Genomic DNA, 26,280 nt, shown 5'->3' with positions numbered 1-26,280 from the left:
TGCTCCCTCTCCCCGCTCTTTCGCGGGGAGAGGTGACCCAGCAGGCTGGCTGTGGTTCGTAGAAACGACGACCGCGCTAGGTCGCGTAGTCCGGCTCCTTGCGGTCCAGCATCCGCTTCAGCGCATCGAAATGCCGCTGCGCCGGGGTCGGCCCCTTGTAGAGATGATCGTCGCGGTAATCGCGCCTGGTCTTTTCGACCACGGGAGCCGGCAGCTGCTTCAGTCTCTGCCCGGTCCACATCGCGTAGATCTGCACCTGCGCGGCGCGCTCGACGTAATACAGCATGTCATAGGCCTCGGCGACGGTGGCGCCGACGGTGGAGATGCCGTGATTGGCCATGAACAGCACGCTCTTGTCGCCGATTACCCTCGCGAGCCGCGCGCCTTCGGCGGGATCGAGCGCCGGGCCGGTATATTCATCGTCATAGGCGATGGCGCCTGACAGCCCGACCTCGGTCTGGCCGATCTCCTTGATGCGCGGGTCTTCGAGCCGCGTCAGCGCGCTGGCGTAGGGCATGTGGGTGTGAAACACGGCCTTGGCCTGCGGCAGCGCCTTGTGGATCGGCGCATGGATGCAGTAGCAGGAGCGCTCGACCTCACCCTCGCCGCGCTTGACCTCGCCGTCGTCGATGCCGACTTCCATGAAGCAGGAGGCGGTGACTTCCGACCAGTGGGTGCCGAACGGAATCTGGTAATAGCGGTCGCTGCGCCCCGGCACCACCGCGGTCAGGTGGTTGAAGATGCCTTCGCTGAAACCCTCGTTGTAGGCGAGCCGGTGCGCGGCCGCGAGATCGACCCGCGCCTGCCATTCCTCGGCGCTGCTGTTGTCGAGCGCTTTCGGCGAGACCCTGAACTGCATGTGCATCCTCCCTGATCGGCGGTTTTGCCTGCCCCTCGGCCGGCGCTTCGCTGGCTATTATACAGGGTATTATAGCGCAATCCGGCGCGGCCATCGCCGAATTTTGCGGGGATCAGCCATGGAAGTTTTGCAGCTCAGCGTCGCAGTCAAAGCCCGGATGAGGCGAAATGGTGGACTTCCGGCATCCCGCGTAGAGTACTATCGTAGGTAAGAGCTACTTCAAGGGCTCGGTGATCCACCACCTCAATTTTCATTCATTGAAAAGTAAGTCTATGTCGCTGACGAAGACATTCATGTTGGCACAAGCATTTGAAGAACTTGTCCAGAAAATTTACGAGGCCAATGGATATTCTACCATCGAGCGGACAGGTTCGGCGCGAGATCGGGGATACGATCTGTTGCTAAAATCTCCAGCCGGAGAGATGGTGGTAGTCGAAATCAAGGTCACCCGGAGCAGGGTAATTCCTCGTGGGGAGGTCGTAAGAATGCTCGATCAGCTTGATCGGGCAGTCGTGTTAGTAAGGGCTGACCACGCCTTGTTGGTCATCGCAGGCTCGATCGGCATACCTATGAGCCAAGTCGGCAAAGCCGAGATCATTGATTTGCAGAAATTAGCAGAGTTAGCAGCCGCACATCCCCGGCTGGCATCCGACCTTTCTTCAATCGCTCGTGAACTCGCTCCTACGCCAATTGGGGACTTCGACGTACCCGCATACTTGGTCTTCGGTGACGCCCACATGGGATTCACGCCTGGAACGCCGGCCAGCTCAGGAACGCCTAAGGGACATCAATTGGCAGAGGCCCTCAAATCAGTTCCTGCAGGCAAGAAGGGAGCAACAGATTTCGAAACGAAATGCTACGATGCCCTCCGGTACATTTTCGAGAACGACTTCTCAAATTGGTCGAAACAAAAGGTAAGTGCTGGCGGGATATCTAGATACGACGTGATTGCTCGAATTGCGTCGGAGCATGATTTTTGGAAATCAGTCGTAGTGTATTTTCGCAGCTGGTACGTGATTTTCGAATTCAAGAACTATTCGCAGAAGATTTCGCAGGGCCAAGTTTACACTACAGAAAAGTATCTCTTCATTGGTGCAATGAGGACGGTTGCTCTTATCATCTCGCGCAAAGGGCCAGACAAAAATGCACTAGCAGCCGCGAGAGGGGCCGTGCGGGAGTCAGGAAAATTAATGATCCATCTGAGTCTTGAAGACATCGTCAAGATGTTGGAAATGAAAGACAATAGTGACGATCCAAATTCCATTCTATTTGACTACCTCGACGAGATGTTGATGAAACTCGAAAGATAGAGAAACGACCTACAATAGCGGATCGGCAAGATCCGGCTCGAGTAAATCCACACTCTCCACTGACATCCTTCGATCTAGTCGGTAGTCCACGGCTTCCAGAAGGCCTCCGCGGAAGCAATTGCATCGTTGTTGCCCGCTATGGGATTAACGGCCACGCCAGTCGCCAGCGCTAGAAACTCCATTGCTTGCGCGGTAGCTTCTCCAAATTCGAATAGCTCTCGATACTCAGGTTCAAGAACATTCTCAGCAATTCCAAGATGAGCCGTCTGCTTGTCGCGAAAGCTCTTAATCTTTGCAAGGCGATGGTCAGCTCTGCACTTTGCCCAATGCTCTTCGAAGTCTGCGACCTTCTTTGGCTTGTTCCCGCTGTCAAAAATCTCCCGAGACGTTTTATCCACCTTCAACATTTCAGCACCTGCACGGAGATGCAGGTCACCTTGCTTCGGTTCTGCGTAGGCTCGAGCGACCAACGTAACCAAATAGGCAATCATCGCATTTTGTGCGGCGGCGGTCGCAGTTGCTGCTCCAGCCTTGGATAATCGACTATTTATTCCATTTGCGTTCTGTCGCCTAAGCAGGGCAACCAATGCATAAATTTGCAATGCATCGTTTAACGCCAACATTGCCACTGTACGTATAACTTCAGCTTGATGTGGTTCTCGCGGAGCTGATCGCGCCAGCGCGCCGTCGATCATCGCGACCGCGTTCGCCATCCCGTACACCGCGACGAACGAACCGAAACGCGGGCCTTTTTCCTGGCCGAGCAGCACCTGATAGAGCATGTTGAACCAGTCGAGCGAAACGCCGGGCCGGCCGTCCTTGCCCTTCTTCACGGGGTCGAGGAACGGCTCGCGGCGGCCGATCTCGTAGACCACGTTCTGGATCTCCTCCGCGCTCGATCCCGCCGGCATGTTCGACAGTGCGTCGCGCAAATCCTGCAGCGCGACGCGCTCGCTGTCGGTCGGCTCGCGGAATTTTTTCGTCGGCGCCACGAAGTCGCGGTAATAGTTGATGGCGTAGCCGACCATGGCGTCCAGCTTCGGATGGGTCTTCGGCGTCACGCCCGGCCGGTAGCGCCCGATGAAGCCCCACAGCGTTTCGGCATTCTCCGCGTTCGAGGACGACACCAGCGTCAGCAACAGCTGGAACGTGACCGGCATGTCCGCCTTCGGCGGATGCCCGGCATGGATGTGCCAGACCGGGTTGGCGAGTTGCTGCCTGGCATCCTGCCGCGGAAAGCCGTCGAGGAACTGCTGGTAGTCGTCGACATTGCGCGGGATGACGTCGAAATACAGCCGCTTGGCCGCCTTCGGCTCTCGATACATGAACAGCGACAGCGATTCCGGCGAGGCGTAGCGCAGCCATTCGTCGATGGTGAGCCCGTTGCCCTTCGACTTCGAAATCTTCTGGCCCTTGTCGTCAAGGAACAGCTCGTAATTGAATCCCTCCGGCGGCGTGCCGCCGAGCGCCGCGCAGATCTTGCCGGACAGCTTGACCGAGTCGATCAGGTCCTTGCCGGCCATTTCATAGTCGACGCCGAGCGCAAACCAGCGCATCGCCCAGTCCGGCTTCCATTGCAGCTTGCAGCGGCCGCCGGTGACGGGAACGGTGACGGGCTCCCTGGTTTCCGGATCTTCATAGGAGATGGTGCCGGCCCTGGCGTCGTGCGCGGTGACGGGCACGTACAGCACCAGTCCGGTGCGCGGGCAGATCGGCAGGAACGGCGAATAGCTCGCCGCGCGCTCCTCGCGCAGCGACGGCAGCATGATCGCCATCACCTTCTCGATCCGCTCCAGCACGCGCAGCAATGCCACATCGAACCTGCCCGAGGTGTAGTAGTCGGTCGAACTGGCGAATTCGTAGTCGAAGCCGAAAGTGTCGAGAAACGCCCGCAGCCGGGCATTGTTGTGCGCGCCGAAACTGTCATGGGTGCCGAACGGATCGGGCACCCGCGTCAGCGGCCGACCGAGATGCTGTTCCAGCATCTCCTTGTTAGGCACGTTATCAGGCACCTTGCGCAGGCCGTCCATGTCGTCTGAGAAGGCCAGAAGCCGGGTCTTGATCCGATCCTCGGTAAGGACGCGAAAGGCATGCCGCACCATGGTGGTGCGCGCGACCTCACCGAAGGTGCCGATATGCGGCAGGCCCGAGGGACCGTAGCCGGTCGAGAACAGCACCTCGTCCTTTGGCTTGCTTTTCAGCCGCGCGACGATCGCCTTCGCCTGCTCGAACGGCCAGGCGTTGGATTGTTCGGCGAGCGCGCGCAAGTCGCTCGGGCTGGCGGCAAGGTCGATCGTGGACATTTATTAGGGCTCTCTCCGGAAGCCGCGGAAACTAGCGCTTCCGAGCCAAAATGCAAAATGACGATGGTCCACCGTCATTCCGGGGCGATGCGCAGCATCGAACCCGGAATCTCGAGATTCCGGGTTCGCTTCGCGCCCCGGAATGACAGCGCGTCAGAACGGGCTGATGGAAAAATACCGCAGCCATAGGTCGGTGTAGCGGCCTTTTTCCCAGATCCGGAACAGCGCCCAGTTCAGCGACTGCCGCAAAAGGTCGTTGCCCTTGCGCACGGCGATGCCGATGCCCTCGCCGAAATAGCGACTTTCGACAAAGGGTCCGCCGGAGAAGGCGCAGCATTCGGCGGAATCGACGCCGTTGATCCAGAACGCCAGCGAGAAGGCGTCGCCGAAGATGAAATCGACCTCGCTCCGCCGCAGCGCCAGCCGCAGCGCGTCGTCATTGGGATAGGACTTGATCTCGGCGTCGGTGAACATCGCCTTCAGATAGGCCTCATGCGAGGTGCCGGCGACGGCGCCGACCTTCTTGCCTTCGAGATATTCAGGCCGGACCTCCGACATCACCGCGTCGCGGCGCGACACGAAGCGGGCCGGCGCGCGGTAGTAGGGATCGGTGAAATCGAGCCGGGCGCGCAGCGCCGGCGTCACCGCCATCGAGGCGATGATGGCGTCGCCGCGGTTGCTCGATATCGCGTCGACCAGGGTCTCGAACCGCCGCATCTGGATGGTGCAGGAGATCTTGATCTCGTCGCACAGCGCCCGCGCCAGATCGACGTTGAAGCCGGCCGGATTGCCGTCCGGGCCGGTGAAGTTGAACGGCGGATAGTCGGTCTCGGTCAGGAAGCGGATCACCGTGAGGCGCGACATGTCCGGCCGGTCCGGACGCCGCCGCGGATCCCAGAAACCCGGCACCGCCTGCGGCGCCGCCTCGACCGGCGGCTTCGGCGGGGTTTGCGCCTGCGCCGCGCCGCCGGGCGCCACCATCACAAGCGCAGCCGCCGTCGCCATCCCCGCCAGCAAGGCGCCGGCGGCTCGAAGCGATCTCGCAGCGGAAGGCGGAGCGGTCAGGTCAGGCATGACGACAATCTGGCGGAATTCGATGGCGTTATAGACCATCCGGCCCGCGATGCGAGGACCGTTTCCAGCTTTACCCTTGGTATCCCCTCGGGAGCGCGCCTAGAGATGGCGCTTCAAATCCCTGGCGGCTTCCTCGGGGGTCCGTTTCAGGTTGAACGGCGCGATGAACTGCCCGTTGCGGTCCATCAGATAGATCAGCGCGGTGTGATCCATCGTGTAGTTGCCGTCCTTGAGCGGGACCTTCTTGGCGTAAACCCGGTAGGCCGAGAGCAGCTTGGCCACCGCCTGGGGCTCGCCGGTCAGCCCCTTCAGTCGCGGATCGAAGCTGGACAGATAATCCTTCATGGTCGCGACGGTGTCGCGCTCCGGATCGACGGAAACGAAATAGGCGTTGACCCGATCGGCGTCCTTGCCCATCGCCTTCAGCACCTCTGATATCTCGAACAGCGCCGTCGGGCAGACATCGGGGCAATGGGTGAAGCCGAAGAAGATCAGCGTCGGCTTGCCCTTCAGATTCTGTTCGGTGACGGTCTGGCCGGCCTGGTCGGTCAGTTGGAACGGCCCGCCGATCGAAGCCGGCGCCGTCACCGTCCGCAAGCCTCCGAGCGCCCACAGCATGATCACGAGCCCGACCACCAGGCTCGCGCCAAAGGCAGCCACGATCACCAGCGGGCGAATGGTCCGGTCCATGGGAATTCCTTTGCCGGATCAGAAGCAGGCCGAGATGCCGGCGGCGATCATCTCGAAAAACACCGTGGCACCGTAGTGGAACCACAATGCAGCCGCGCCAAGCGCGACCAGCGCGCCAAGGCCAGCGACGCCCCAAACGATAATGGACGCCACCCGGCCCTGCGGCGGGTTTGCCGCGGTCATTCCCTGTCGGCTGGAGATCGGCTGAACCATGCCGTTCAGATAAGGCGGGTTCCCCGGTCAGGCAAGCGCCATGGCGGCCGGCCGGATCACGTCATGCGGAGGCAAAACCGGCGGGGAAAGGCGCGGCCACGACCATGCAGCCATTCGCGGCGCCTGACGGCTGTGTTTTAGCGGGGCAGCGCCGGCTTGTCGGTGGAAGCCTGCGCGTCCAGGTAGCAGGGCTTGTACATGGCCTGCAGCTGCTTGCCGCGCAGGAAGATCATGCGCGGGGTCAGCCCGCCGCGCGCCGCGATCCACTTCCGCACCGGCGTCGGATACATCGAATAGAGCATCTGGGTCGCTTCGGTGTTGGTGACCGCGCGGCCATTGGCGCCGAAATCCCAGGCGGCATGGAAGCCGAGATTGGCGTGCGACGTCACGCAGATCCGGTCACTGGGCACCGCGCCGAGGACAATGGTGCAGGCCGAGGCGCACAGGCCGTCGATGATGACGGTTTCGCCCGACGTGCGCAGCCCCTGGTACTTGTCGACATAGGTGCCGATCCGACCGCCGCGATCGTCGGCGATCCGCACCACCGCCTGGCTCGATCCAACTCCCGCCAGCAGCAGCAGCGCTGCGAGCAAACCTGTCACCAGCTTCATATCCCAGCCCCAGCCGAAAAAAATCCAACCCAACTCTGATTGCCTTGGCGATGCACGACCAAAGCTAGCGTCGTTCGAGATCGGGATTTTGTCTAGGAGGTGAAGGCCGCTCAAAAGAGATTCAAATCGAGTGTTGCCGGGCCGCTGCACCGCTTGCGCCAAAAGGTCCCAAACTGGAACATCTCGGTGCTGCTTCGGTGGCGGCGCCGCCACACGCAAGCGCCGTTTGCCGTTGACCGCGCGTGATGACGCGGTCTTGAATTGAAAACCGACAGGGGGAGCACGCGGTGGCGGATGACGCTGACGTAATCGTGGTCGGGGGCGGACTGGCGGGACTGGTCGCGGCGACGGAAGTTGCCGATGCCGGCAAGCGGGTGATTGTCATCGACCAGGAGGGCGAGCAAAGCCTGGGCGGACAAGCGTTCTGGTCGTTCGGCGGTTTGTTTCTGGTGGATTCGCCCGAACAGCGCCGGCTCGGCATCCGGGATTCGCACGAGCTGGCCTTGCAGGACTGGATCGGCACCGCCGGCTTTGACCGCGACGACGACCATTGGCCGAAGCGCTGGGCGGAAGCTTATGTGGCGTTCGCCGCCGGCGAGAAGCGCCAGTGGCTGCGGGCGATGGGGCACCGCATCTTTCCCGTCGCCGGCTGGGCCGAACGCGGCGGCTATGACGCGATGGGCCCCGGCAATTCGGTGCCACGCTTTCATGTCACCTGGGGCACCGGCCCCGGCATCGTCGCGCCGTTCGAGCGGCGCGCGCGCGCGGCCGAGCGCGCCGGCCGGCTGATTTTCAGGTTTCGCCACCGCGTCGATGGGCTCGTGATCCGCAACGGCGCGGTCGAGGGCGTCAGCGGGACGGTGCTGGAGGCCGACCCGGTGGCGCGCGGCAAGAGTTCTTCCCGCAAGGTCGTCGGCGATTTCACCTTGCGCGCGCAGGCCGTCATCGTCGCCTCCGGCGGCATCGGCGGCAATCACGATCTGGTCCGGCAGAACTGGCCGAAACGGCTCGGCGAACCGCCGCGCCACATGATCTCCGGCGTGCCCGAGCATGTCGACGGCCGCATGATCGGGATTACCGAAGCGGCTGGCGCGCGGCTGATCAACCGCGACCGGATGTGGCACTATGTCGAGGGTATCCGGAACTGGGATCCGATCTGGCCGCGCCACGGCATCCGTATCCTGCCCGGTCCGTCCTCGATGTGGTTCGACGCCACCGGAAAGCGGCTGCCCGCGCCGCAGTTTCCCGGCTCCGACACGCTTGGCCAGCTGCAGTACATCATGGGCACCGGCCACGATTATTCCTGGTTCATCCTGACCCAGAGCATCATCAAGAAGGAGTTCGCGCTGTCAGGTTCCGAGCAGAACCCGGACCTGACCGGCAAAAACTGGCGCATGACGATCAAGCGCGCCACCAACAAGGGCGCGCCGGCGCCGGTGGAGGCGTTCAAGCAGAACGGCGCCGACTTCATCGTGCGCGACAACCTCGCAGACCTCGTCGGCGCGATGAACGCGCTCGTGGGCAACGACCTGCTCAAGCCGGACCATATCAGGGCGCAGATCGAGGCGCGCGACCGCGAGATCGCCAACCCCTATGTCAAGGACGCGCAGGTGATGAACATCCACAACGCGCGGCGCTACATCGGCGACCGGCTGATCCGCACCGCGAAACCGCACCGGATTCTCGATCCCGAACATGGCCCGCTGATCGCGGTCAAGCTCAACATCCTGACCCGCAAGACGCTGGGCGGCTTCGAGACCGACCTGGAGGCGCGCGTGTTCGGCGCGGACCGGCAGGTCATTCAGGGCCTCTACGCCGCCGGCGAAGCCTCGGGATTCGGCGGTGGCGGCATGCACGGCTATCGTTCGCTGGAAGGCACGTTCCTGGGCGGCTGCCTGTTCTCGGGGCGGAACGCGGGACGCGCAGCGGCAGGCGCGGTCGCCTGAGGGGCAACAACGCGGTGGCGCATCCGCCAGCCGCGCGCTAAGAAACCGGCCGGCCCCTGATCAGGAGAAAGAAAATGACCGTCCAGCGTTTCGAGACCGGCCCGCGCATGAGCCAGGTCGTGGTTCACGGCAACACCGTCTATCTCGCAGGCGTCGTCGCCGGCAAGGCCGCCGGCAAGACCGTGACCGAGCAGACCCGGGACATCCTCTCGATCATCGACGGCCACCTCGCCAAGGCCGGCACCGACAAGTCGAAGCTGCTGTCGGCCACGATCTACATCACCGACATGAAGACCTTTGCCGAGATGAACGCGGTGTGGGACGGCTGGGTCTCGGCCGGCAACACCCCGGCGCGCGCCACCGTCGAGGCCAGGCTCGCAGCACCCCAGTACAATGTCGAGATCATGGTCGTCGCGGCGAAGTAGCCGCTGACGCCATCGCCGCCATCTGGTGTCAGCCCGGCCCGGTCGGCCGCAACGCCTGCGTCAGCCGCACCGCGACGGCCGCCTGCCAGACCGGATAGAGGAACGACGCGTGGTCGAGGCCGAGCGCGTTGTCGAGCGCCAGCAGCGTGCCGGCCAGCGTCGCCGTCATCAGCATCGGCCACCACGCCGCGGCCTGGCGTGGCCCTGCCGGCAGCAAGCCGATGCCAATCGCCATCACCGCTGACCCGACAAGCCCGCCGGTCAATCCTGCTAGCAGATGCCGCATCGCCCTGGCGGCGCCGGCGGCCTGCCCGTCGATGAAGATCGCCGCGTTCACCGCGCAGACAAAGGCGACCATGGTGACAACAGCGGCCAGCGCCGCCGCCCACGGCGGATTGGCGCTGAAGCGCCGCACCAGAACGAACACGAGCACCGCGAACGGCACCGCGATCAGCGAAATGCGAAGCTGACCGGGCAGGCCCGCGATCCGGTCGACCAGCGTGGGCAGCAGCGGCGTGAGGATGCCCGACACCAGGCCGCCGGCGGCGGCCATCAGCAGGGTGTTGCGCGGGGTGTCAGCGGAAGCGCTCGCCTCGGTCAATGCGCGCTCCTTTTTCTGCGACCGCCTACGCCTAACACGGCGAGCGAACTTTGCCATAAATAAAAGCCGCGCCAGCCCGAGGGCTGACGCGGCAATGGCCGTTCTGTTGCCAGGTGGACCAACCCCGAACAGGTTACGCCGCGAGGCGCACTTCGTTCAATGCAACGTTATCGTTTGCATTTAGGTTTTTGACCCGATAACGGCGGTATCATGCCGAGCACAATTCAGAGCTTCTTTGCGACCATCGATCCTGGTTCGCCCCCGCCATAGCAGCCCTGGGATTCGGCCTTGCGGCGGAATCGATCTCACCGCAATGAGACCTTTAAGCTCAGGCTGCTAAGGTGGAGGCGCCGGGTACTGCCCCCGGGTCTGCCCGCAGTCCACTCTAAGGTTCAGCGCCATCGTCTTGCGACGAAGCCACCCTACCCGCGATCGCCGGTGAAAGATAGGCCGGTGTCGCCCAGCATCGACGGTCGATCCGGCGACAGGCTTAACAAATCACAACCCGCCCGTCGGCACGAAGAAGCCGAGTTCCACCTGTCGAAAGATCGAGCGCAGCGTGCCGGGTTTCAGGTTCTGGCGCGAAGCAGGATGGAGCGGGCGAAGGGAATCGAACCCTCGTATGCAGCTTGGGAAGCTGCCGTTCTACCATTGAACTACGCCCGCCTTGGTGCGCCCATCATTAGCCGACCGCGCGCTGTCAGCCAAGCGCCTCCCCGCCCCCTCTCGTCCACAGCCCGGGCAAAATTCCGGATGCGCCGGCGGATGGCGATGCTATGATTCGCAACGGGACGGGTGGCGATGACGGGGCTTGGCTACACTATTTTCGATACGGCGATCGGCCGCTGCGGCATAGCGTGGCGGCCGTCGGGCGTTGTCGGCGTGCAGCTTGCGGAAGCCCGCGAGATCGAGACGCGGCGGCGGCTCTACCAGCTCTATCCGGGCGCGCGCGAACTCGATCCGCCTGCCGATGTCGAGGCTGCGATCGCCGGCATCGCGGCGCTGTTGCGCGGCGGGGCGGCCGACCTTTCCGGCGTCACGCTGGACATGGCCGGGATTCCATATTTCAGCCAGCGCGTCTACGCCGCCGCGCGCGCGATCCCGCGCGGGCAAACCTGCACCTATGCGGAAGTGGCCGCGACCTTGCGCGTGCCCAGCGCGGTCCGTTCGGTGGCGCAGGCGATCGCCCGCAACCCCTTCATGATCATCGTGCCCTGCCATCGCGTGCTCGAGGCCGGTCGCTACGCGGATGAGATTTCGCCGCACGGCGGGGCGATCTCCAAGCGCCGGCTGCTCTCGATCGAGGGCGCCCGCCCCACCGTCAGCAAGACGCTGTTCGACGTGCTGCTGCCGGTGGCCACGCCCCGGGCGCATACCTAGTTTCTTGACGCGAACCGGTTTCCACTTCGCTCGAAAACGCGATAGATTTCCAGGAATGATCGCGACCACGCTGATCGATCGCAACTCCATCTCGGTGTCCGACTATCGCTGCAGCGCCGGGCCGGACGACAAGCCGTTTGTCGAACAGCATCGCGGCCACTCGATCTCCTACGTGCGCAAAGGCAGCTTCGGTCTGCACTGCCGCGGCAGGTTCAGCGAGCTGGTGGCGGGGTCGGTGCTGGTCGGCTACCCCGGCGACGAATACACCTGCACCCACGACCACGTCTGCGGCGACGAGTGCCTGTCGTTCTTCCTTGCCCCCGAACTGGTGGAGGCAATCGGCGACGGCAGGCGGCCATGGCAGATCGGCTGCGCGCCGCCGCTGCCGGAACTGGTGGTGCTCGGCGAACTGGCGCAAGCGGCAGCAGACGGCGGCAGCGACGTCGGCCTCGACGAAATCGGCCTCCTGCTGGCGAGCCGCTTTGTCGAGGTGGTTTCCGACAAGCCGCGCAAGGCGGGCATGGACGCGGCGCGCGACCGCCGCCGCGCGGTGGAAACCGCGCTGTGGATCGATGCCCATTCGCACCGTCAGATCAATCTCGACGACGCCGCCCGCCAGGCCGGCGTCGGCCCGTTTCATTTCCTGCGGCTGTTCTCGCACGTGCTCGGCGTCACCCCGCACCAATACCTGTTGCGTTCGCGGCTGCGCCACGCGGCGCGCCGGCTTGCCGACGACGACGGTCCGATCACCGATATCGCCTATGACGTCGGCTTTGCCGACCTCTCGAATTTCGTCCGCACCTTCCACCGCGCCGCCGGCGTCTCGCCGCTCAAGTTCCGGCAGGCCTCCCGCGGCGACCGCAAGATTCTCCAAGAACGCCTTGCGCTCAACTGACTAGGGTTTCTCCATGCCGCGCGACATCGCGCGCTTTGCACTGGAGAACACCATGTACGACCATATCGGACTACGCGTCGGCGACCTCGACGCCAGCGTGCGCTTCTATACGGCCGCACTGGCCCCTCTCGGCTTCGTGCTGTGCTCGCGCGACGACGCCGGCGCGGGCTTCGGGCCAAAGGACGCGCCGGCGCTCTGGCTTTACCGGCACGCGGGGAAGGCCGGCGCCGGCGCGCATGTCGCGTTCCGCGCCAGCGATCACGCGGCGGTCCAGAAATTTCACGCCGAAGGCCTCAAGGCCGGCGGCCGCGACAATGGCGGCGCGGGGCCGCGGGCGGATTACAGCCCGACCTACTACGCGGCGTTCCTGATCGACCCCGACGGCAACAATGTCGAGGCGGTGCGTACGTGATCTTTCTCACAGATTGCGCTTCCGCCCTCTCCTAGCGTCGCCGCATGCGTCCGGATGGCGCCGCGACCGCGGCTTTCCCGCGCATGAGGAGTCGAACCATGACTGGATCTGACAAGGCCATCGGCCAGCTGGCCGCACTGCTTTTGCTGTTTACGCTGGCGACAACGCCGGCAAAGGCGCAGTTCGCGGGATTTGGTGGCAGCGGCGGTGGCGAAGACATGATGACGCAGATGGCGCCGATGCTGGAAATGATGAAGGCGAAGATGGGCAAGCGCCGCTTCGCCGCGCTGATGCAGACCATGGGCCCGATGATGGGCCGCATGATGGAAGGCGGCGGCGGTTTTGGCGGCATGATGGGCGGCGGCATCCCCGGCTTCGGCGGCGGAATTCCGGCCGGCTTCAGCGGCGGATATGGCGGCAGCCATCTGCCCGATGCTTACGGCGTCAGCATGGGTGGCGGCGACTTCATGGGCATGCTCGGTGGCGGCGGCGAGCTGATCAGCATGGTCCCGCAACTGATGCAGATAGCGAATGTCGGTGGCCCCCGTCTGGGCCGGCGTCACAAGCGACGGTAGTGTTTCCGTCATTCCGGGGCGATGCGAGCATCGAACTATGGTGCGCAATTGCGCACCTGAGAATCTCGAGATTCCGGGTCTGGTCCTGCGGACCATCCCGGAATGACAGCCTCCATTCACAACACCGCCGACCTCGCCGCAGGCACGCGCGGCTTCGGCTCCCAGCGGGTCAGGAGCACGCTGACGCACGACAGCAGGCCGAGCAGCACCATGGAGGCGGCGGCCAGCGTGAAGAAGTTCTGGGCGGTGGCCCCATGCGTCGACAGCCACCAGCCGCCGGTGGCGATGAACAGCAAACGCGCGGTCTGTGCCAGCACCGGGCCGATCACCTTGGCCGCGCCCTGCGATGAAAAATAGCAGGTCGTGGCAAGGCCGAGGAAGGCATACATCGGCGCCGCCGTGGACAGATACTGCCGGCTTGCGGCGCGCACGCTCGCATCATCCGTAAACAGATTGACCCAGATGTCGGGAAAGATCGCGATGAAGGTCGCGACCGTGCCGACGCCGGTAAACGCGACGAGTCCCGCGATCCAGCAGATCCTGCGCGCGCGCGCGACGCGTTGCGCGCCGATCGCCATGCCCACCATCGGCACCGAGGCGATGCCGACCGCAAATGCGATCGAGGTCAGCATGAATTCGAGCCGCGCGCCGATGCCGTAACCGGCCAGAATCTCAGTGCCGAAACTCGCCAGCATGTAGGTGAAAATGCTGATGGTCAGCACCGACTGCAATGGCGAGAAGCAGGAGAGGGCGCCGACCTTGAGGATGTCGACGAACATCGCCATGCGGATGCGAAGGCCCCTGATCTTGGGAATGACGCGGGCCCGGCCCGAAAACAGGTACCAGGACATCACGGCGATGCTGACCAGGTAGGCGATCAGCGAGCCGGCGGCGACGCCGCGCATGCCGAATTGCGGGATCGGGCCGAGCCCGAGGCCAAGCGTGCCGCCGAGAACGATCTGGCAGATCGCGGACGAAAGCATCAGCAGCGACGGCAGCTTCATGTTGCCGGTGCCGCGCAGGATCCCCGCCATCGTGTTCATCAACCAGGGCGCCACGGCACCGCCGAAGAAAATCTGCGTATAGGCGACCGCCTCCGCCAGCACGTTGCCGCGGCCGCCGAGCAGCTCCAGCAGCTTCGGACCGAAGATCAGCATCCCCAGCATGAAGGTCAGCCCGAAGCAGAGGCCGATCAGCAGCGCATGCGAGGCCAGCGTCGAGGCTCGGTCGATGTCGCCGGCGCCGATCGCGCGCGCAATTGCCGACGCTACGCCACCGCCCATGGCGCCGCCCGACATCGTCATGGTCAGGATCACGGCAGGAAACACCAGCGCCATCGCCGCCAGCGATTCCACGCCGAGGCGGCCGATATAGGAGGTCTCGGCGATGACGACGCAGGTGCCCGCGGTCAGCGCGATCACGTTCGGCCAGGCGAGCCACAGCAGTGTCGGCAGGATCGGACCGTCGATCAGCGCGTTCTTCACCGGCGCTTCCGGCGGCGGCAGCGGGCGCTCGTCCTCATCGACTGGAATTTCGGCAACGCCGAGGTCGGACATTTCTGCTCCCGCGCGCACAGACTTGGGGCCGCGCCGCGCTGCTTCCTAGCACGGTCGCTGGTGATTCCACGTGCGGCGGGCGCAAGGGGGCCCTGCTGGATTGCAGGCGGGCGGGTCCGGCCGTTGTGAACCGTTTGCCGGTCGGCAGCGTTGTAGGGGAGCCTCAGGAAAGTCCGCCATGCAAGTGAACCCGGTCCTGGCCCTCTCGATCGCCGCGCTGGCGCTGCAACTCACCGCCTGCAGCGACCCGCGGGACGGCGCCACCGTTGAGAAGAGCTATGGGCCCTCGCCTGACCTGCCGCCGCCGGAACAGTTATGGTTGCCGACGGTCAACATCGCGACCGCCACCGGCTGGCCGGCCGGCGAGACACCCACCGCCGCGCGCGGGCTGGCGGTGACCGCGTTCGCCACCGGGCTGCAACATCCGCGCACGGTCTACGTGCTGCCGAATGGCGACGCGCTGGTCGCGGAAAGCAATGCGCCGCCCAAGCCCGACGCCGACAAGGGACTGAAAGGCTGGATCACGAAGCTGGTGATGCGCCGCGCCGGCGCCGGCGCGCCGAGCGCCAACCGCATCACGCTGTTGCGCGACGCCGACGGCGACGGCGTGGCCGAAACCAGAAGCACCTTTGTCAGCGGGCTGAACTCGCCGTTCGGCATGGCGCTGGTCGGCGATGATTTCTACGTTGCCAATTCCGACGCGATCATGAAGTTTCCCTACCGCAGCGGAGATGTCAACATCGACGCTGCCGGCGTCAAGCTCGCGGATCTGCCGGCCGGCCGCCTCAATCACCACTGGACCAAGGATCTGGCGGCCAGCGCCGATGGCAGCAAGCTTTATGCAACCGTCGGCTCCAACAGCAATATCGGCGAAAACGGCATGGAGGCGGAGAAGGATCGCGCTTCCGTTCTTGAAGTCGATCGCGCGAGCGGCCAATGGCGGGTGTTCGCCTCCGGCTTGCGCAATCCGAACGGACCGGCCTTCAACCCGCAGACCGGGAAACTCTGGGTCGTCGTCAATGAACGCGACGAACTCGGCAATGATCTGGTGCCGGATTACATGACGTCGGTGAAGGACGGCGCTTTCTATGGATGGCCCTACAGTTATTTCGGCGACCGCGTCGATATGCGCGTCGAGCCGCAGCGGGCCGACCTAGTTCAGAAAGCGCTCGCTCCAGATTACGCGCTGGGCGCGCATACCGCCCCCCTCGGCCTGGCCTTCAACACCGCAAACCTGTTTCCGCCTGACATGGCCAACGGCGCCTTCATCGGCCAGCACGGCTCCTGGAACCGCAAACCGCGCGCCGGCTACAAGGTGATCTTCGTGCCCTTTGCCGACGGCAAGCCTGCGGGCAAGCCGCAGGACGTGCTGACCGGCTTTCTCAACGACAAGGGCGAGGCCCGAGGCCGGCCGGTCGGCGTGCGGCTCGACAAGCAGGGTGCGCTGCTGGTGGCCGACGATGTCGGCAACGCGGTATGGCGCGTGACGCCGGCAGCGAAGTTGTCGTCGCCGTAAGCATCGCGCGTCTTCGCGTTCAGACCACCCTGCCGAACACGGCGCCGATGCCGGCGGTCAACGCCATCGCGAAGGCGCCCCAGAACGTGACGCGGATAGTCGGCTTCAACAGTCCGGCGCCGCCGGCCTTCGCGCCGGTCGCACCGAGCAGGGCGAGAAACAACAGAGATCCCCCTGACACGACCGGGATCAGAATGTTGGAGGGGGACGCCAGCACCAGCACCATCGGCGCCGCCGCGCCGACAGCGAACGTCGCGGCCGACGCCAGCGCCGCCTGCACCGGACGTGCGCTCGTGATCTCGGAGATGCCGAGTTCGTCGCGCGCATGTGCGGCCAAGGCGTCCTTTGCCATCAATTGCTGCGCGACCTCGCGCGCCAGCCCTTGCTGGACGCCGCGCGCGACATAGAACTGGGCAAGCTCCTCGCGCTCGAAGTCGGGATCGTCGGCCAACTCGCGTTTCTCGCGCGCGAGGTCGGCATGCTCGGTATCGGACTGCGAACTGACCGATACATACTCGCCGGCGGCCATCGACATCGCGCCCGCCACCAGCCCGGCAACGCCGGTCAGCAGGATATCGTCGCGGGATGCCGCGGCGGACGCCACCCCCACGATCAGGCTGGCGGTCGAGATAATTCCGTCATTGGCGCCGAGCACGGCGGCTCTCAGCCAGCCGATGCGCTCGACGAGGTGATTCTCGCGGTGGAGGCGAGCCATTGATGATCTTCCTGTCAGACGACCGCTCGCTCTTGCCGCCGCCCTCAGCCATAAAGCTTTCCAAGACGGCGAGCCGTGGGCGATGATCTGGATCAACATCCGGCGATGCCGCGGTAGTCGACTCAAACCTAGCGCTGCGGCGACCAGGGCAGGCCGAGACATCGCGCGAACAGGACGAACATGCCTGATCTGCCTTCCGTGGTCCTGAACCTCCTGGCGGCGCTTGGCATCGGTCTCCTGATCGGCGCCGAGCGGGAGCGCCGCAAGGGAGCCGGCCCGTCCCGTTCCCCGGCCGGGTTACGCACCTTCACCGTCGTCTCCCTCGCCGGCGCGACCAGCGTCATGGTGGGCGGCGCGATCATGCTGGCCGTCACCGTTGCCGGCGTCGCGGCGCTGACCGCCATCGCCTATTTCCGATCCCGCGGCGACGATCCCGGGCTGACGACCGAGATCGCGCTGATCCTGACCGCGCTGCTGGGCGGATTGGCGATGCAGCAGCCGGGCCTGGCGGCAGGAACGGCGGTCGGCCTTGCCGCGCTGCTCGCGGCGCGAGCGCCGCTGCATCATTTCGTCCGATCCGTGCTCACCCAGAATGAGGTGAGAGACGCGCTGATCCTGGCCGGCGCGACGCTGGTCGTGCTTCCGCTGCTGCCCAATCAGGCGCTTGGTCCTTATGGCGCGCTTAATCCGCGCGCGATCTGGACCGTCGTTATTCTGGTGATGGCGATCAGCGCGGCGGGATACATTCTGGTGCGGCTGCTCGGCGCGCGTTTTGGGTTGCCGATCGCCGGCCTCGCATCCGGTTTCGTTTCGAGCACGGCGACGATCGGCGCCATGGGCGCGCGGGCTCAGAAGAGCCCTGCCGTCATCAGCGCAGCGATCGCGGGCGCGGCGCTCTCGACCGTCGCCACGATCGTCCAATTGAGCCTGGTGCTGGCGGCCACCAGCGCGACCACGCTGCGCGCGCTGTCGGTGCCGCTGATCTGCGCCGGCATTGCCGCCGTCGCCTATGGCGCCGCCTTCACATTCCGCGCCTTGCGCGAGAGAGACGCGGCCGACCCGCAGCCGGGACACGCGTTCAGCCTTCCGGTCGCACTGGTGTTCTCGCTGACGCTCTCCGCCGTGCTGATCGCCTCGGCGGCGCTGCGGGAATGGTTCGGCGCGGCCGGGGTGATCGTCGCGGCCGCCGCGGCCGGCTTTGTCGATACCCATTCCCCCGCCATCGCCATTGCCTCGCTGGTGGCATCCGGAAAGATGACGGCTGCGGACGCCGTGCTGCCCATTCTCGTCGCGCTCTCGACCAACACCATCAGCAAGATCGTCTTCGCCTGGAGCAGCGGAAGCCGGACGTTCGCGTTACGCCTGATTCCCGGACTGTTGCTCGTCGCCGGAGCAGCGTGGGGCGGCGCACTGCTGGCGCAATAGCGCTCTACACCCGGAAATGCTTGGAGAGCTTCAGGCCCTGGGCCTGGTAATTCGAACCGATCTTCTGGCCGTACAGGGTGTCCGGCCGCGACAGCATTTTTTCATAGACCAGCCGGCCGACGATCTGGCCGTGCTCGAGGATGAACGGCACCTCGCGCGAGCGCACCTCCAACACCGCCCGCGAACCCTTGCCGCCGGCGCCGGCATAGCCGAAACCGGGATCGAAGAATCCGGCGTAATGCACCCGGAATTCGCCGACCAGGGGATCGAACGGCACCATTTCCGCGGCGTAGTCCGGCGGCACCTGCACGGCTTCCTTCGAGGCCAGGATGTAGAACTCGCCGGGATCGAGGATCAGGCTGCCGTCTGGCCGCGCCGGGATCGGCTCCCAGAATTCATCGACCGCATAGCCGCCGCGGCGGTCGATATCGATCACGCCGGTATGGCGCTTGGCGCGGTAGCCGACAAAGCCCTTGGCCTTGGCTCCGGACAGATCGACCGACAGCGCCACGCCCTGGGCGAGGTCCGCGTCGTCGATGTCGACCAGCCGCTCCGCGCGATGCAGCGCGTCAAGCTCGTCGGCGCCGAGGATGGCGTCGCCGGTGCGGAAGCGCACCTGGCTCAGCCTGGAGCCCTCGCGCAGCAGCACCGGAAACGTCTTCGGGCTGATCTCGGCATAGAGCGGGCCGTGATAGCCGGCGCCGATCATGTCGAAGCGGCGGGTGCCGTCGGCGATCACGCGGGTGAAGACGTCGAGCCGCCCGGTCGAACTCTTCGGGTTGGCGGCGGCGACGATCGAGGGCGGTAGCGCCAGGCTCTCCAGCAGCGGCACGATGTAGACGCAGTTGGTCTCCAGCACCGCGCCGTCGGTGAGGTCGATTTCGTGCAGCTTCAATTCGTCGATGCGCTCGGCGACGGTGGAGCCCGGACCGGGCAGGAAACTGGCGCGCACCCGGTAGGCGACGTCGCCGAGGCGCAGGTCGAGGCTCGCCGGCTGGATCTGGCTTTCGACAAAGGGATAGGCCGGCAGGATCAGGCCCGCATCCGCCATCGCCGCAATCATGCGGTCGGGCAGGATTCCGTCGGCGTCGGGCGGTAGCGTGAACGGCACGGCGCGGTCCCCAGGGATGGCTTATAGAATGGCGATCAGGATGGCGTTTCAGGTTGCCCTGTCAGGCTGGCCCTTATAGCACCCAAACCTCTTGTACAGGGGCGTTTACGGGTTATCGGATGGCCGCCTTGACTGAAAGGGCGCAAGCGAATATCAGCATGGCTTATCCCGTGGTGATTTGAGCCGGCCGGCTTGCAGCCACGTTAAACAAGTCGCTAAACAGGCCGGGGACACGTGTGATCCCGGCTTGTGGAAATTTTTCCAGGCCGGTTTTTTTGTGACCATCTGCTGGTGGTCGCGACGGAGGTCACATGTCTGAGGCAAACGCTGCCGCCCGCTATCGTCCCGAAACCCGGCTGGTGCATTCCGGCGCCCTGCGCTCGCAATTCGGCGAGACCTCCGAGGCGCTGTTCCTGACCCAGGGGTTCATCTACGACACCGCCGAACAGTGCGAGGCGCGGTTCAAGGGCGACGAGCCGGGCTTTCTCTATTCGCGCTTTTCCAATCCCAACATCTCGATGTTCGAGCGCCGCATGATCGAGCTCGAAGGCGCCGAGGCCGCGCGCGCGACCGCGACCGGCATGGCCGCGGTGACGACGGCGGTCCTCGCGCCGCTGAAGGCCGGCGATCACGTGGTGGCGGCCAAGGCGATGTTCGGCTCCTGCCGCTATGTGGTGGAGGACCTGCTGCCGCGTTACGGCATCCAGTCCACGCTGGTCGACGGCCTCGATCTCGACCAGTGGCGCAAGGCGATGCGGCCGAACACCAGAACCTGCTTTCTGGAAAGTCCGACCAATCCGACGCTCGACGTGCTGGACATCCAGGCGATCGCCGACATCGCCCACCAGGGCGGCGCGCGGCTGATCGTGGACAATGTGTTCGCAACCCCGCTCTGGCAGAGCCCGCTGTCGCTCGGCGCCGACGTCGTGGTCTATTCCGCTACCAAGCACATCGACGGCCAGGGCCGCTGTCTCGGCGGCGTCATCCTGTCGTCGGAAGCCTTCATCGCCGAGCATATCCATAATTTCATGCGCCAGACCGGGCCGTCGATGTCGCCGTTCAACGCCTGGGTGCTGCTGAAGGGACTGGAGACGCTGGCGGTGCGCGTGCGCGCGCAGACCGAAACCGCAGCCAAAATCGCCGACAGCCTCGCCAGCCATCCGAAGGTGTCGCGTCTGATCTATCCCGGACGCGCCGATCATCCGCAGGCGGCGCTGGTAAAGAAGCAGATGCGCGCCGGCTCGACCCTGATCGGCTTCGAGGTCAAGGGCGGCAAGGCCGGCGCGTTCCGCTGCCTCAACGCGCTGAAGATCGCCCGGATCTCCAACAACCTCGGCGACGCCAAGAGCCTCGTCACCCATCCCGCCACCTCGACGCATCAACGGCTGACGCCGGAGGCGCGCGCCGAACTCGGCATCAGCGAAGGCTTCATCCGGTTCTCCGCCGGGCTGGAGCATGCCGATGATCTGATCGAGGATCTGGCGGCGGCGCTGGAGCAGGCGTGAGGATGGCGAATGGCGAGTAGCGAATGGCGAATGAGATCCCATTCGCTATTCGCCTACACGCACATCGGCTGGTACGCCCGCACGGCGGGCAGCGTCGGCACAAAATATCGAAAACAACCCCATGCAAAGGAGCCTGGAACCTTGCGTGGTGACCGGCGAGGTATTGAGACACCGGCCCACACCCGCTACTCGCCATTCGCCATTCGCTACTCGCCCCCGCTCACATCGGCCGGTACGCCCGCACGTCGGACGGCACGTTGACGCCGCGCTTGATCTGTCCGACCGACTTGATGATGTCGTCGCCGAGCAGTTGCGCGAAGCAGGCGTAGCCCCAGTCGCTCATGTGCAGCCCGTCGGCGATCACGAAATTCTCGATCGGGATCGCCTGCCGCTCGTGCCAGTCCTTCATCACTTCGAAGCGCGGGAACACGCCGACCCGGCGCAGCTCGGCGACCTTGCTGAGCACGTTCCTCATCTTGCCGGCGCTTTCGGCTTTCTCGTTGACGCGCGGCGAATATTGCGGATCGACCAGCACGACGTCGGCGCCCGCGGCCTGGATCCGCGCGATGCCCTCCTCGACCAGCCGCGCGGTCTCGGCCGGATCGAGGTTGCGCAGCACGGCGTTGGTGCCGACCTGCCAGATCACCAGGTCCGGGTGCATGTCGAGCACCGCGGTCTGCAACCGCTTCATCATCTCAGGCGCGTCCTCGCCGCCCTGCCCGCGATTGACGACGGTGATGTCGGAGTCCGGATATTGCCGATGCAACTGCGCCGCGAGCCGGCTCGGATAGGCGTACTCTGGCGACGTCGAGCCGTAGCCGGCCGTCGACGACGACCCGAAGGCGACGATCACCGCCGGCTGACCCGCGGCGAGCTTGCCGGCGATCCGCGGCAGCGAGCCCATCGACTTGTAGCCGCCCTTGGGCGGCAGGCAGGGAACGCGGGTGAAAATGTCAGCCGCCGACTTCGTGGCTTCCTTGACCTTGTCGACCGTCTTGCCGGCGATATTTTTCTGCGCCGACGGCGCGGCCACGGTTTGCGCCGGCGGGGCGGTCTGGGCCTGCAGGAGCCACACCGGGGCCGGCGCCAGCAGCGCCAGGCCCGCGGCGAAGGCGGCCAGCAATTTCGACCAGCGAAAAGGGAAGTAACGCCTCATTGACGCCAGTCCCTAATTCTGCTGCGCCGGGTCGAGGCGGGCCGCGTCGAGCACGAACTTCGACAGCGCCCGGCCCAGGCAGGCGTGAACCCGCTTGGCCATCTCGACGCCGGGAAAGGTGCTGAACAGATCGAAGTCTCCGACCTCATTCCAGTGACGCATGATGGAGAACCGGTCGAACAGCGGAACGTCGTGCTGCTGCGCCGCCACCCGCAGATGATCCAGATATGGCGGCGCGGAGATCATCGTCTCCGTGCGCGGACTATACTGCAGATTGACCAGGACCACGTCGGCTCCAGCACTTTGCAACGCAGCGAGGCCACCGTCGACAGCGCCGCGAAAATCATCGGGATCGACCGCGCGCATGGCATCCACGGTACCGGTCTGCCAGATCACCAGATTAGGCTTTTTTCCTTCCAACAGCTTAACGAGGTTGGCGTCGACCTCCTCGGCGGTCTTCCCGGTCTGGAGTTCGACGGAGAGATCGACGGCGACCGACGGCAGCCGCTCCTTCAGCGCCGCATGAAGCCGTGCAGGGTAAGCGCTCGCCTCCGAGGAAACGATGGTGGAGGAGCGGCTGCCGATCACCAGAACTTTCAACGAATGAGTGTTCTTTATGGAGTCGGCTACTTTCAGTAGCACACTGTCGGTGCTCAGCAGATAGGCCGGGACGTCGCAGTTCCGGGGGGCCTCCTGGCCGCGCGCGAAGCCTGCGGCCAGGCATGCCGCGAGCAGGACCGCACCCGTCAAAGCCCTGGAACCGGGCCTCATATGCTACCTCCGGCCATATCGGCGTTGCCGCGGGTACCCGGCGTCCTGGAGGCACCCTTGTCGGCCGAGTGCTTGTACCATGAAATCAGCGCCGCCATTCCCCACATGATGAGGATTCCGGCGAGGCTGACCAGCGCGTGCATGACGGCGCCGCCGGACACCTCGGCCAGCACAAAGTGCCCTGCGAACGCCAGGAAGACGCCAAGACAGAATATCTCCAGGGAATGCTGGCCGCACAGGATCAACGGCCGCAGCCACCGCGACTTGAGCCCCGACCAGTCCCTGGGCAGGAACCGGACGGTCAGCGCGGCAAGCGCCAGAAAATGGGCGAAGCGCAGCACGTCCAGATCGGTCTTGGTGATCGGATACATCCACTTCTCGATCCGGCGCGGCATCAGATAGCCGAGTTGCGGCACATGCCAGGTCAGCGTGACGAAGAACGCGGCAGCGAGGTAGGCGATGCAGATCCACATCGTCACCGGCGATGACAGGATCCGGGACATCCGCGCCGCGCCGCCCAGCGCGCACCAGGCTCCGAACACAAACAGCAATTGCCAGGCGAACGGGTTGAAGGCCCAGAACCCGTTGGGATAGGCCGACAGATGCCAGTCGAACTGCCAGGTCAGCGCGTACAGCAGCACCGACAACCCGAGCGAAACGTCGGGCCGCCACTTCATCAGCCAGAGGACGATGGGCAGGAACAGCATCAGCACGATATAGAGCGGCAGCACATCCATGTTGACGGGACGGAATCTCAGCAGCAGCGCCTGGACGATGGTGACGTCAGGCTGCTTGAGAAAATCCATGATGCCCATTTCCTCGCTGTACAGCGGGTTCTCGAAACGGGTGGCGACATAGGAAATTTCCGCCAGGAAGATCGTGAACAGGAACACATGCGCGACGTAGATCTGCCAAACCCGCCGCAGGATGCGCGCGGTCGCCACCACGAAGCCGGCCTCCAGCATCGCGCGACCATAGACAAAGGCGGCGGTGTAGCCGGAGATGAAGATGAATATCTCGGTGGCGTCGGAAAATCCGTAGTTGCGGATCGTGAACCAGGTCAGGATGTTGGTTGGCAGATGATCGACGAAGATCAGCCACAGCGCCATCCCGCGAAACAGATCGAGCCGCAATTCGCGCGCGCCGGCCCCCGGCAGCGTGATTGCAGGCGCGGAAACTGCCGCGGCAGCATCATTGGCGGACGACGCGCCACCGGGCTTTCCGGCGGTTGGATCGGCAGTGGACGTCATCTGGCACCGTTCGGCAATCGGGCACTCGCACCGGCGCCACCCGGATACGATCATATCGACCCGCGGGTTGCTTGCAAGATTCGCAACCCTGTGACACGAGGCCGGGAGCGCGCGGTTGCGCCATAGACCGCAACTGTGTTGAAACCGCGATGATCGAAGCCCCGCCGGGCCGCCGGACGATTGGTTAGCCGGGCTTTTGTCGCTATGATGCAAGACAGGAATTTCCGGAACACCCATCGCATGTACCGCGCCGTCACCCGCCAGATCGAGGTCACCGTCGAACCGAATTTCCTGCCGGAACGCTCGTCGATCGATAAGGGCCAGTATTTCTGGTCCTACACCATCGTCATCACCAACGCCGGCGCGGAGACCGTTCAGCTTCGCACCCGGCACTGGGTCATCACCGACGCCACCGGGCGTAAGCAGGAAGTCCGCGGCGAGGGCGTGGTCGGCGAACAGCCGGTGCTCGCACCGGGCGAGCGCTTCGAATACACCAGCGGCGTTCCGCTCCCGACCGCCTCGGGCTTCATGACCGGCCGCTATCAGATGGTCAGCGAAAGCGGCGAACGGTTTGAAATCGACGTGCCGACGTTCTCGCTGGATAGTCCGGATCACAAGCGGGTGCTGAATTAGCAGCGACCCGCCGCGCTCCGCAGCGACGGTCATGCTTCGCAATGGCGGAGCATCCAGTACGCCGCGGCTTCTCGGCTCCACCGCCGCTGCCTCTGGATCTTCATTGCGAGCCACCGGGGCGCGTCAATGCGCGCCTGATCGTCACTGCGAGCGCAGCGAAGCAATCCATTCTTGCTTTCTTTGTGGCGCGATGGATTGCTTCGCTGCGCTCGCAATGACGGTTAGACATGGGTCCGCGATCTCGCGGCGCTGTTCGCTGCACGATGGGCAAAAAATAACGGTTTCCGGCATGGAACCATTGCCTCGCTGGCCTGTTGGTCCCCCGACACAATCAGTTCCTGGAGAGAAAAGATGAAAACCTTAGCCATCTATCTGGCCGCAGGCGCAGGCGCCCTGCTTGCGACCGCCGCGTCCGCCGCCCCGCTGTCCCCGAACGTTTCGATCGCTCCGGAGAGCAATATCGAGAACGTCCGCATGGTCTGCGATGAGTACGGCCGTTGCTGGCGCCAACGCGGTCAACGCCGCGTCATCATCCGTGAAAGCCACGATTCATACGGATATGCCCCCCGGCGCGAGCGTTACATCGAGCGTCGCGCTTACCGCGGCCATGATCATCACCAGGGCGGCGTCGGCTTCCAGGCCCCCGGTGTCAGCATCGGAATTGGCAGCGGCCGCTACTGAGCGCAGCCAAGAAGACTTGATATGAAAGCCGCGGAGAAATCCGCGGCTTTCTTTTCTGGACTAAAGCTCCAAACGGCTCAGACCAAGTCGTCGATCGGCATGGCGCCGATCCCCGGATACGCGAAACGCAACGACCCGCGTTCACACGCGGGGGGCGCTCGCTCCCCGCAACCGCTCGACAAACCAGAAGGCCCCGATCGCGACGAACGAGAGAAAGAACATTGCGGCGCAAGCAAGCAGAGTTGCTGAGCTCGTATCCATGAAAATTCTCCAAGAGGTTGGTCGGCTGCGGTTGCCGTTCACGCCAGTGCATCAAGCATGCTCGTCGAAACTTTCCGGCGACAATCTTGCAATATCTGCGGCTGCGACGCCCGCAAGCCCTTTGCAGCCGCGAGCCGCCCTGACCGGAAAACACGCATCGAAGCGAGTTTCGGTTGGTCATGCGACTGACAGGATTGGAATAGCCAGGAGGTTGACGTCGGCCGCAAGGCCGACAAACCGGCAATGCGATGACGCTTATGTTGAACTGGCTACTTGGCGCCGCCATTGCAAGGTCTGTCAGCCCCAGCCGCAAAACAAATCCGCTATCGTCCCCGCTATCTGGCAAAAGATCCCCACATGGTCGATAAGGTCGCGCGCCAGCCTTTATCGAAGACCAGGACGGTAA

General features: G+C 64.5%; 25 protein-coding genes, 1 tRNA gene, 1 other RNA gene, 1 pseudogene and 1 riboswitch. Of the genes and pseudogenes, 12 read left to right on the top strand and 16 right to left on the bottom strand.

Features of this window, described 5'->3' with window-relative positions:
* Positions 1 to 76: 76 nt before the first annotated feature.
* On the bottom strand, positions 77 to 859 hold the full coding sequence (locus tag Q0D31_RS10695) for a class II aldolase/adducin family protein (protein ID WP_291849633.1): 783 nt from the start codon (positions 857 to 859) through the stop codon (positions 77 to 79).
* Between the two features lie 272 nt (positions 860 to 1,131).
* Between Q0D31_RS10695 and Q0D31_RS10690 the strand changes: the two genes are divergently transcribed.
* Positions 1,132 to 2,169: a restriction endonuclease gene (locus Q0D31_RS10690; protein WP_291849630.1), complete on the top strand. Its 1,038-nt coding sequence runs from the start codon at positions 1,132 to 1,134 to the stop codon at positions 2,167 to 2,169.
* A gap of 74 nt (positions 2,170 to 2,243) precedes the next feature.
* On the opposite strand, the gene Q0D31_RS10685 is transcribed toward Q0D31_RS10690, so the two are convergent.
* The 6 genes and pseudogenes from Q0D31_RS10685 to Q0D31_RS10660 all read right to left on the bottom strand — a co-directional run bounded on the left by Q0D31_RS10685 (position 2,244) and on the right by Q0D31_RS10660 (position 7,060).
* On the bottom strand, positions 2,244 to 2,792 hold the full coding sequence (locus tag Q0D31_RS10685) for a hypothetical protein (RefSeq protein ID WP_291849915.1): 549 nt from the start codon (positions 2,790 to 2,792) through the stop codon (positions 2,244 to 2,246).
* Between the two features lie 42 nt (positions 2,793 to 2,834).
* A pseudogene (locus tag Q0D31_RS10680) lies at positions 2,835 to 4,472 on the bottom strand (lysine--tRNA ligase); the annotation flags it as partial.
* A 153-nt stretch (positions 4,473 to 4,625) separates the two neighbouring features.
* A complete protein-coding gene (locus Q0D31_RS10675) occupies positions 4,626 to 5,453 on the bottom strand; it encodes a transporter substrate-binding domain-containing protein (protein WP_291849910.1) in 828 nt (275 codons plus the stop codon).
* 192 nt (positions 5,454 to 5,645) lie between these two features.
* Positions 5,646 to 6,236 (bottom strand): SCO family protein, encoded by a 591-nt coding sequence (locus Q0D31_RS10670; protein ID WP_291849627.1) that lies wholly within the window; start codon positions 6,234 to 6,236, stop codon positions 5,646 to 5,648.
* 18 nt (positions 6,237 to 6,254) lie between these two features.
* Positions 6,255 to 6,449 (bottom strand): hypothetical protein, encoded by a 195-nt coding sequence (locus Q0D31_RS10665; protein ID WP_291849625.1) that lies wholly within the window; start codon positions 6,447 to 6,449, stop codon positions 6,255 to 6,257.
* Between the two features lie 137 nt (positions 6,450 to 6,586).
* Complete coding sequence (locus tag Q0D31_RS10660; protein WP_291849907.1) at positions 6,587 to 7,060, bottom strand: hypothetical protein; 474 nt, start codon at positions 7,058 to 7,060, stop codon at positions 6,587 to 6,589.
* Positions 7,061 to 7,347: 287 nt separating this feature from the next.
* On the opposite strand from Q0D31_RS10660, the gene Q0D31_RS10655 reads away from it, so the two are divergent.
* Complete coding sequence (locus tag Q0D31_RS10655; protein WP_291849621.1) at positions 7,348 to 9,006, top strand: FAD-binding dehydrogenase; 1,659 nt, start codon at positions 7,348 to 7,350, stop codon at positions 9,004 to 9,006.
* A gap of 74 nt (positions 9,007 to 9,080) precedes the next feature.
* Complete coding sequence (locus Q0D31_RS10650; RefSeq protein WP_291849619.1) at positions 9,081 to 9,431, top strand: RidA family protein; 351 nt, start codon at positions 9,081 to 9,083, stop codon at positions 9,429 to 9,431.
* 28 nt (positions 9,432 to 9,459) lie between these two features.
* Here the strand turns inward: Q0D31_RS10650 and Q0D31_RS10645 are convergent, their stop codons facing one another.
* The 3 genes from Q0D31_RS10645 to Q0D31_RS10635 all read right to left on the bottom strand — a co-directional run bounded on the left by Q0D31_RS10645 (position 9,460) and on the right by Q0D31_RS10635 (position 10,698).
* Positions 9,460 to 10,032, bottom strand: coding sequence for a hypothetical protein (locus Q0D31_RS10645; RefSeq protein ID WP_291849616.1), 573 nt, complete (start codon positions 10,030 to 10,032; stop codon positions 9,460 to 9,462).
* A 93-nt stretch (positions 10,033 to 10,125) separates the two neighbouring features.
* Positions 10,126 to 10,484, bottom strand: a transfer-messenger RNA (tmRNA) gene (gene ssrA, locus Q0D31_RS10640).
* A 140-nt stretch (positions 10,485 to 10,624) separates the two neighbouring features.
* Positions 10,625 to 10,698: transfer RNA gene (locus Q0D31_RS10635), tRNA-Gly, on the bottom strand.
* A 135-nt stretch (positions 10,699 to 10,833) separates the two neighbouring features.
* Here Q0D31_RS10635 and Q0D31_RS10630 point away from each other — a divergent pair.
* The 4 genes from Q0D31_RS10630 to Q0D31_RS10615 all read left to right on the top strand — a co-directional run bounded on the left by Q0D31_RS10630 (position 10,834) and on the right by Q0D31_RS10615 (position 13,294).
* Entirely contained in the window at positions 10,834 to 11,412 is a 579-nt protein-coding gene (locus tag Q0D31_RS10630) for a methylated-DNA--[protein]-cysteine S-methyltransferase (protein WP_291849614.1), read from the top strand.
* A 55-nt stretch (positions 11,413 to 11,467) separates the two neighbouring features.
* The gene (locus tag Q0D31_RS10625; protein WP_291849612.1) at positions 11,468 to 12,307 is read left to right on the top strand and encodes an AraC family transcriptional regulator; all 840 of its coding nucleotides are present in this window, start codon (positions 11,468 to 11,470) and stop codon (positions 12,305 to 12,307) included.
* Between the two features lie 52 nt (positions 12,308 to 12,359).
* A complete protein-coding gene (locus Q0D31_RS10620) occupies positions 12,360 to 12,719 on the top strand; it encodes a VOC family protein (RefSeq protein ID WP_291849904.1) in 360 nt (119 codons plus the stop codon).
* A 98-nt stretch (positions 12,720 to 12,817) separates the two neighbouring features.
* A complete protein-coding gene (locus tag Q0D31_RS10615) occupies positions 12,818 to 13,294 on the top strand; it encodes a hypothetical protein (protein WP_291849610.1) in 477 nt (158 codons plus the stop codon).
* Positions 13,295 to 13,410: 116 nt separating this feature from the next.
* Here Q0D31_RS10615 and Q0D31_RS10610 read toward each other — a convergent pair whose 3' ends face one another.
* Positions 13,411 to 14,850, bottom strand: a complete 1,440-nt coding sequence (locus tag Q0D31_RS10610; RefSeq protein ID WP_291849607.1) for an MATE family efflux transporter — start codon at positions 14,848 to 14,850, stop codon at positions 13,411 to 13,413.
* A 178-nt stretch (positions 14,851 to 15,028) separates the two neighbouring features.
* Here Q0D31_RS10610 and Q0D31_RS10605 point away from each other — a divergent pair, with 178 nt between their 5' ends.
* Positions 15,029 to 16,366: a sorbosone dehydrogenase family protein gene (locus Q0D31_RS10605; RefSeq protein ID WP_291849604.1), complete on the top strand. Its 1,338-nt coding sequence runs from the start codon at positions 15,029 to 15,031 to the stop codon at positions 16,364 to 16,366.
* A gap of 19 nt (positions 16,367 to 16,385) precedes the next feature.
* On the opposite strand, the gene Q0D31_RS10600 is transcribed toward Q0D31_RS10605, so the two are convergent.
* A complete protein-coding gene (locus tag Q0D31_RS10600; RefSeq protein ID WP_291849601.1) occupies positions 16,386 to 17,081 on the bottom strand; it encodes a VIT family protein in 696 nt (231 codons plus the stop codon).
* Between the two features lie 180 nt (positions 17,082 to 17,261).
* On the opposite strand from Q0D31_RS10600, the gene Q0D31_RS10595 reads away from it, so the two are divergent.
* Positions 17,262 to 18,506 carry a DUF4010 domain-containing protein gene (locus tag Q0D31_RS10595; protein WP_291849598.1) on the top strand — a complete coding sequence of 415 codons (1,245 nt, stop codon included), beginning with the start codon at positions 17,262 to 17,264 and terminating at the stop codon, positions 18,504 to 18,506.
* Positions 18,507 to 18,510: 4 nt separating this feature from the next.
* Here Q0D31_RS10595 and Q0D31_RS10590 read toward each other — a convergent pair whose 3' ends face one another.
* Positions 18,511 to 19,617 carry a 2'-deoxycytidine 5'-triphosphate deaminase gene (locus Q0D31_RS10590; protein WP_291849595.1) on the bottom strand — a complete coding sequence of 369 codons (1,107 nt, stop codon included), beginning with the start codon at positions 19,615 to 19,617 and terminating at the stop codon, positions 18,511 to 18,513.
* Between the two features lie 160 nt (positions 19,618 to 19,777).
* Positions 19,778 to 19,857: riboswitch (SAM riboswitch) on the top strand.
* Positions 19,858 to 19,928: 71 nt separating this feature from the next.
* On the opposite strand from Q0D31_RS10590, the gene Q0D31_RS10585 reads away from it, so the two are divergent.
* Positions 19,929 to 21,122, top strand: a complete 1,194-nt coding sequence (locus Q0D31_RS10585) for an O-succinylhomoserine sulfhydrylase (RefSeq protein ID WP_291849590.1) — start codon at positions 19,929 to 19,931, stop codon at positions 21,120 to 21,122.
* Positions 21,123 to 21,342: 220 nt separating this feature from the next.
* Here the strand turns inward: Q0D31_RS10585 and Q0D31_RS10580 are convergent, their stop codons facing one another.
* Genes Q0D31_RS10580 through Q0D31_RS10570 form a run of 3 tightly spaced genes read right to left on the bottom strand, consistent with a single transcriptional unit; the run spans position 21,343 to position 24,299 of the window.
* Positions 21,343 to 22,278: an SGNH/GDSL hydrolase family protein gene (locus Q0D31_RS10580; protein ID WP_291849587.1), complete on the bottom strand. Its 936-nt coding sequence runs from the start codon at positions 22,276 to 22,278 to the stop codon at positions 21,343 to 21,345.
* A 12-nt stretch (positions 22,279 to 22,290) separates the two neighbouring features.
* On the bottom strand, positions 22,291 to 23,049 hold the full coding sequence (locus tag Q0D31_RS10575; protein ID WP_291849584.1) for an SGNH/GDSL hydrolase family protein: 759 nt from the start codon (positions 23,047 to 23,049) through the stop codon (positions 22,291 to 22,293).
* A complete protein-coding gene (locus Q0D31_RS10570) occupies positions 23,046 to 24,299 on the bottom strand; it encodes an OpgC domain-containing protein (RefSeq protein WP_291849581.1) in 1,254 nt (417 codons plus the stop codon). The genes Q0D31_RS10575 and Q0D31_RS10570 overlap by 4 nt, the downstream gene beginning before the upstream one ends.
* 240 nt (positions 24,300 to 24,539) lie before the next feature.
* Between Q0D31_RS10570 and apaG the strand changes: the two genes are divergently transcribed.
* On the top strand, positions 24,540 to 24,932 hold the full coding sequence (gene apaG / locus Q0D31_RS10565) for a Co2+/Mg2+ efflux protein ApaG (RefSeq protein WP_291849901.1): 393 nt from the start codon (positions 24,540 to 24,542) through the stop codon (positions 24,930 to 24,932).
* A gap of 351 nt (positions 24,933 to 25,283) precedes the next feature.
* Positions 25,284 to 25,613 (top strand): hypothetical protein, encoded by a 330-nt coding sequence (locus Q0D31_RS10560; protein WP_291849578.1) that lies wholly within the window; start codon positions 25,284 to 25,286, stop codon positions 25,611 to 25,613.
* The last annotated feature ends 667 nt before the right edge of the window (positions 25,614 to 26,280 follow it).

The sequence above is a fragment of the Bradyrhizobium sp. genome (assembly GCF_022844465.1).
In the GTDB taxonomy this organism is placed as follows: Bacteria; Pseudomonadota; Alphaproteobacteria; order Rhizobiales; family Xanthobacteraceae; genus Bradyrhizobium.
The sequence above is the reverse complement of the archived record's forward strand: the minus strand, read 5'-3'. Positions and strand labels throughout refer to the sequence as shown.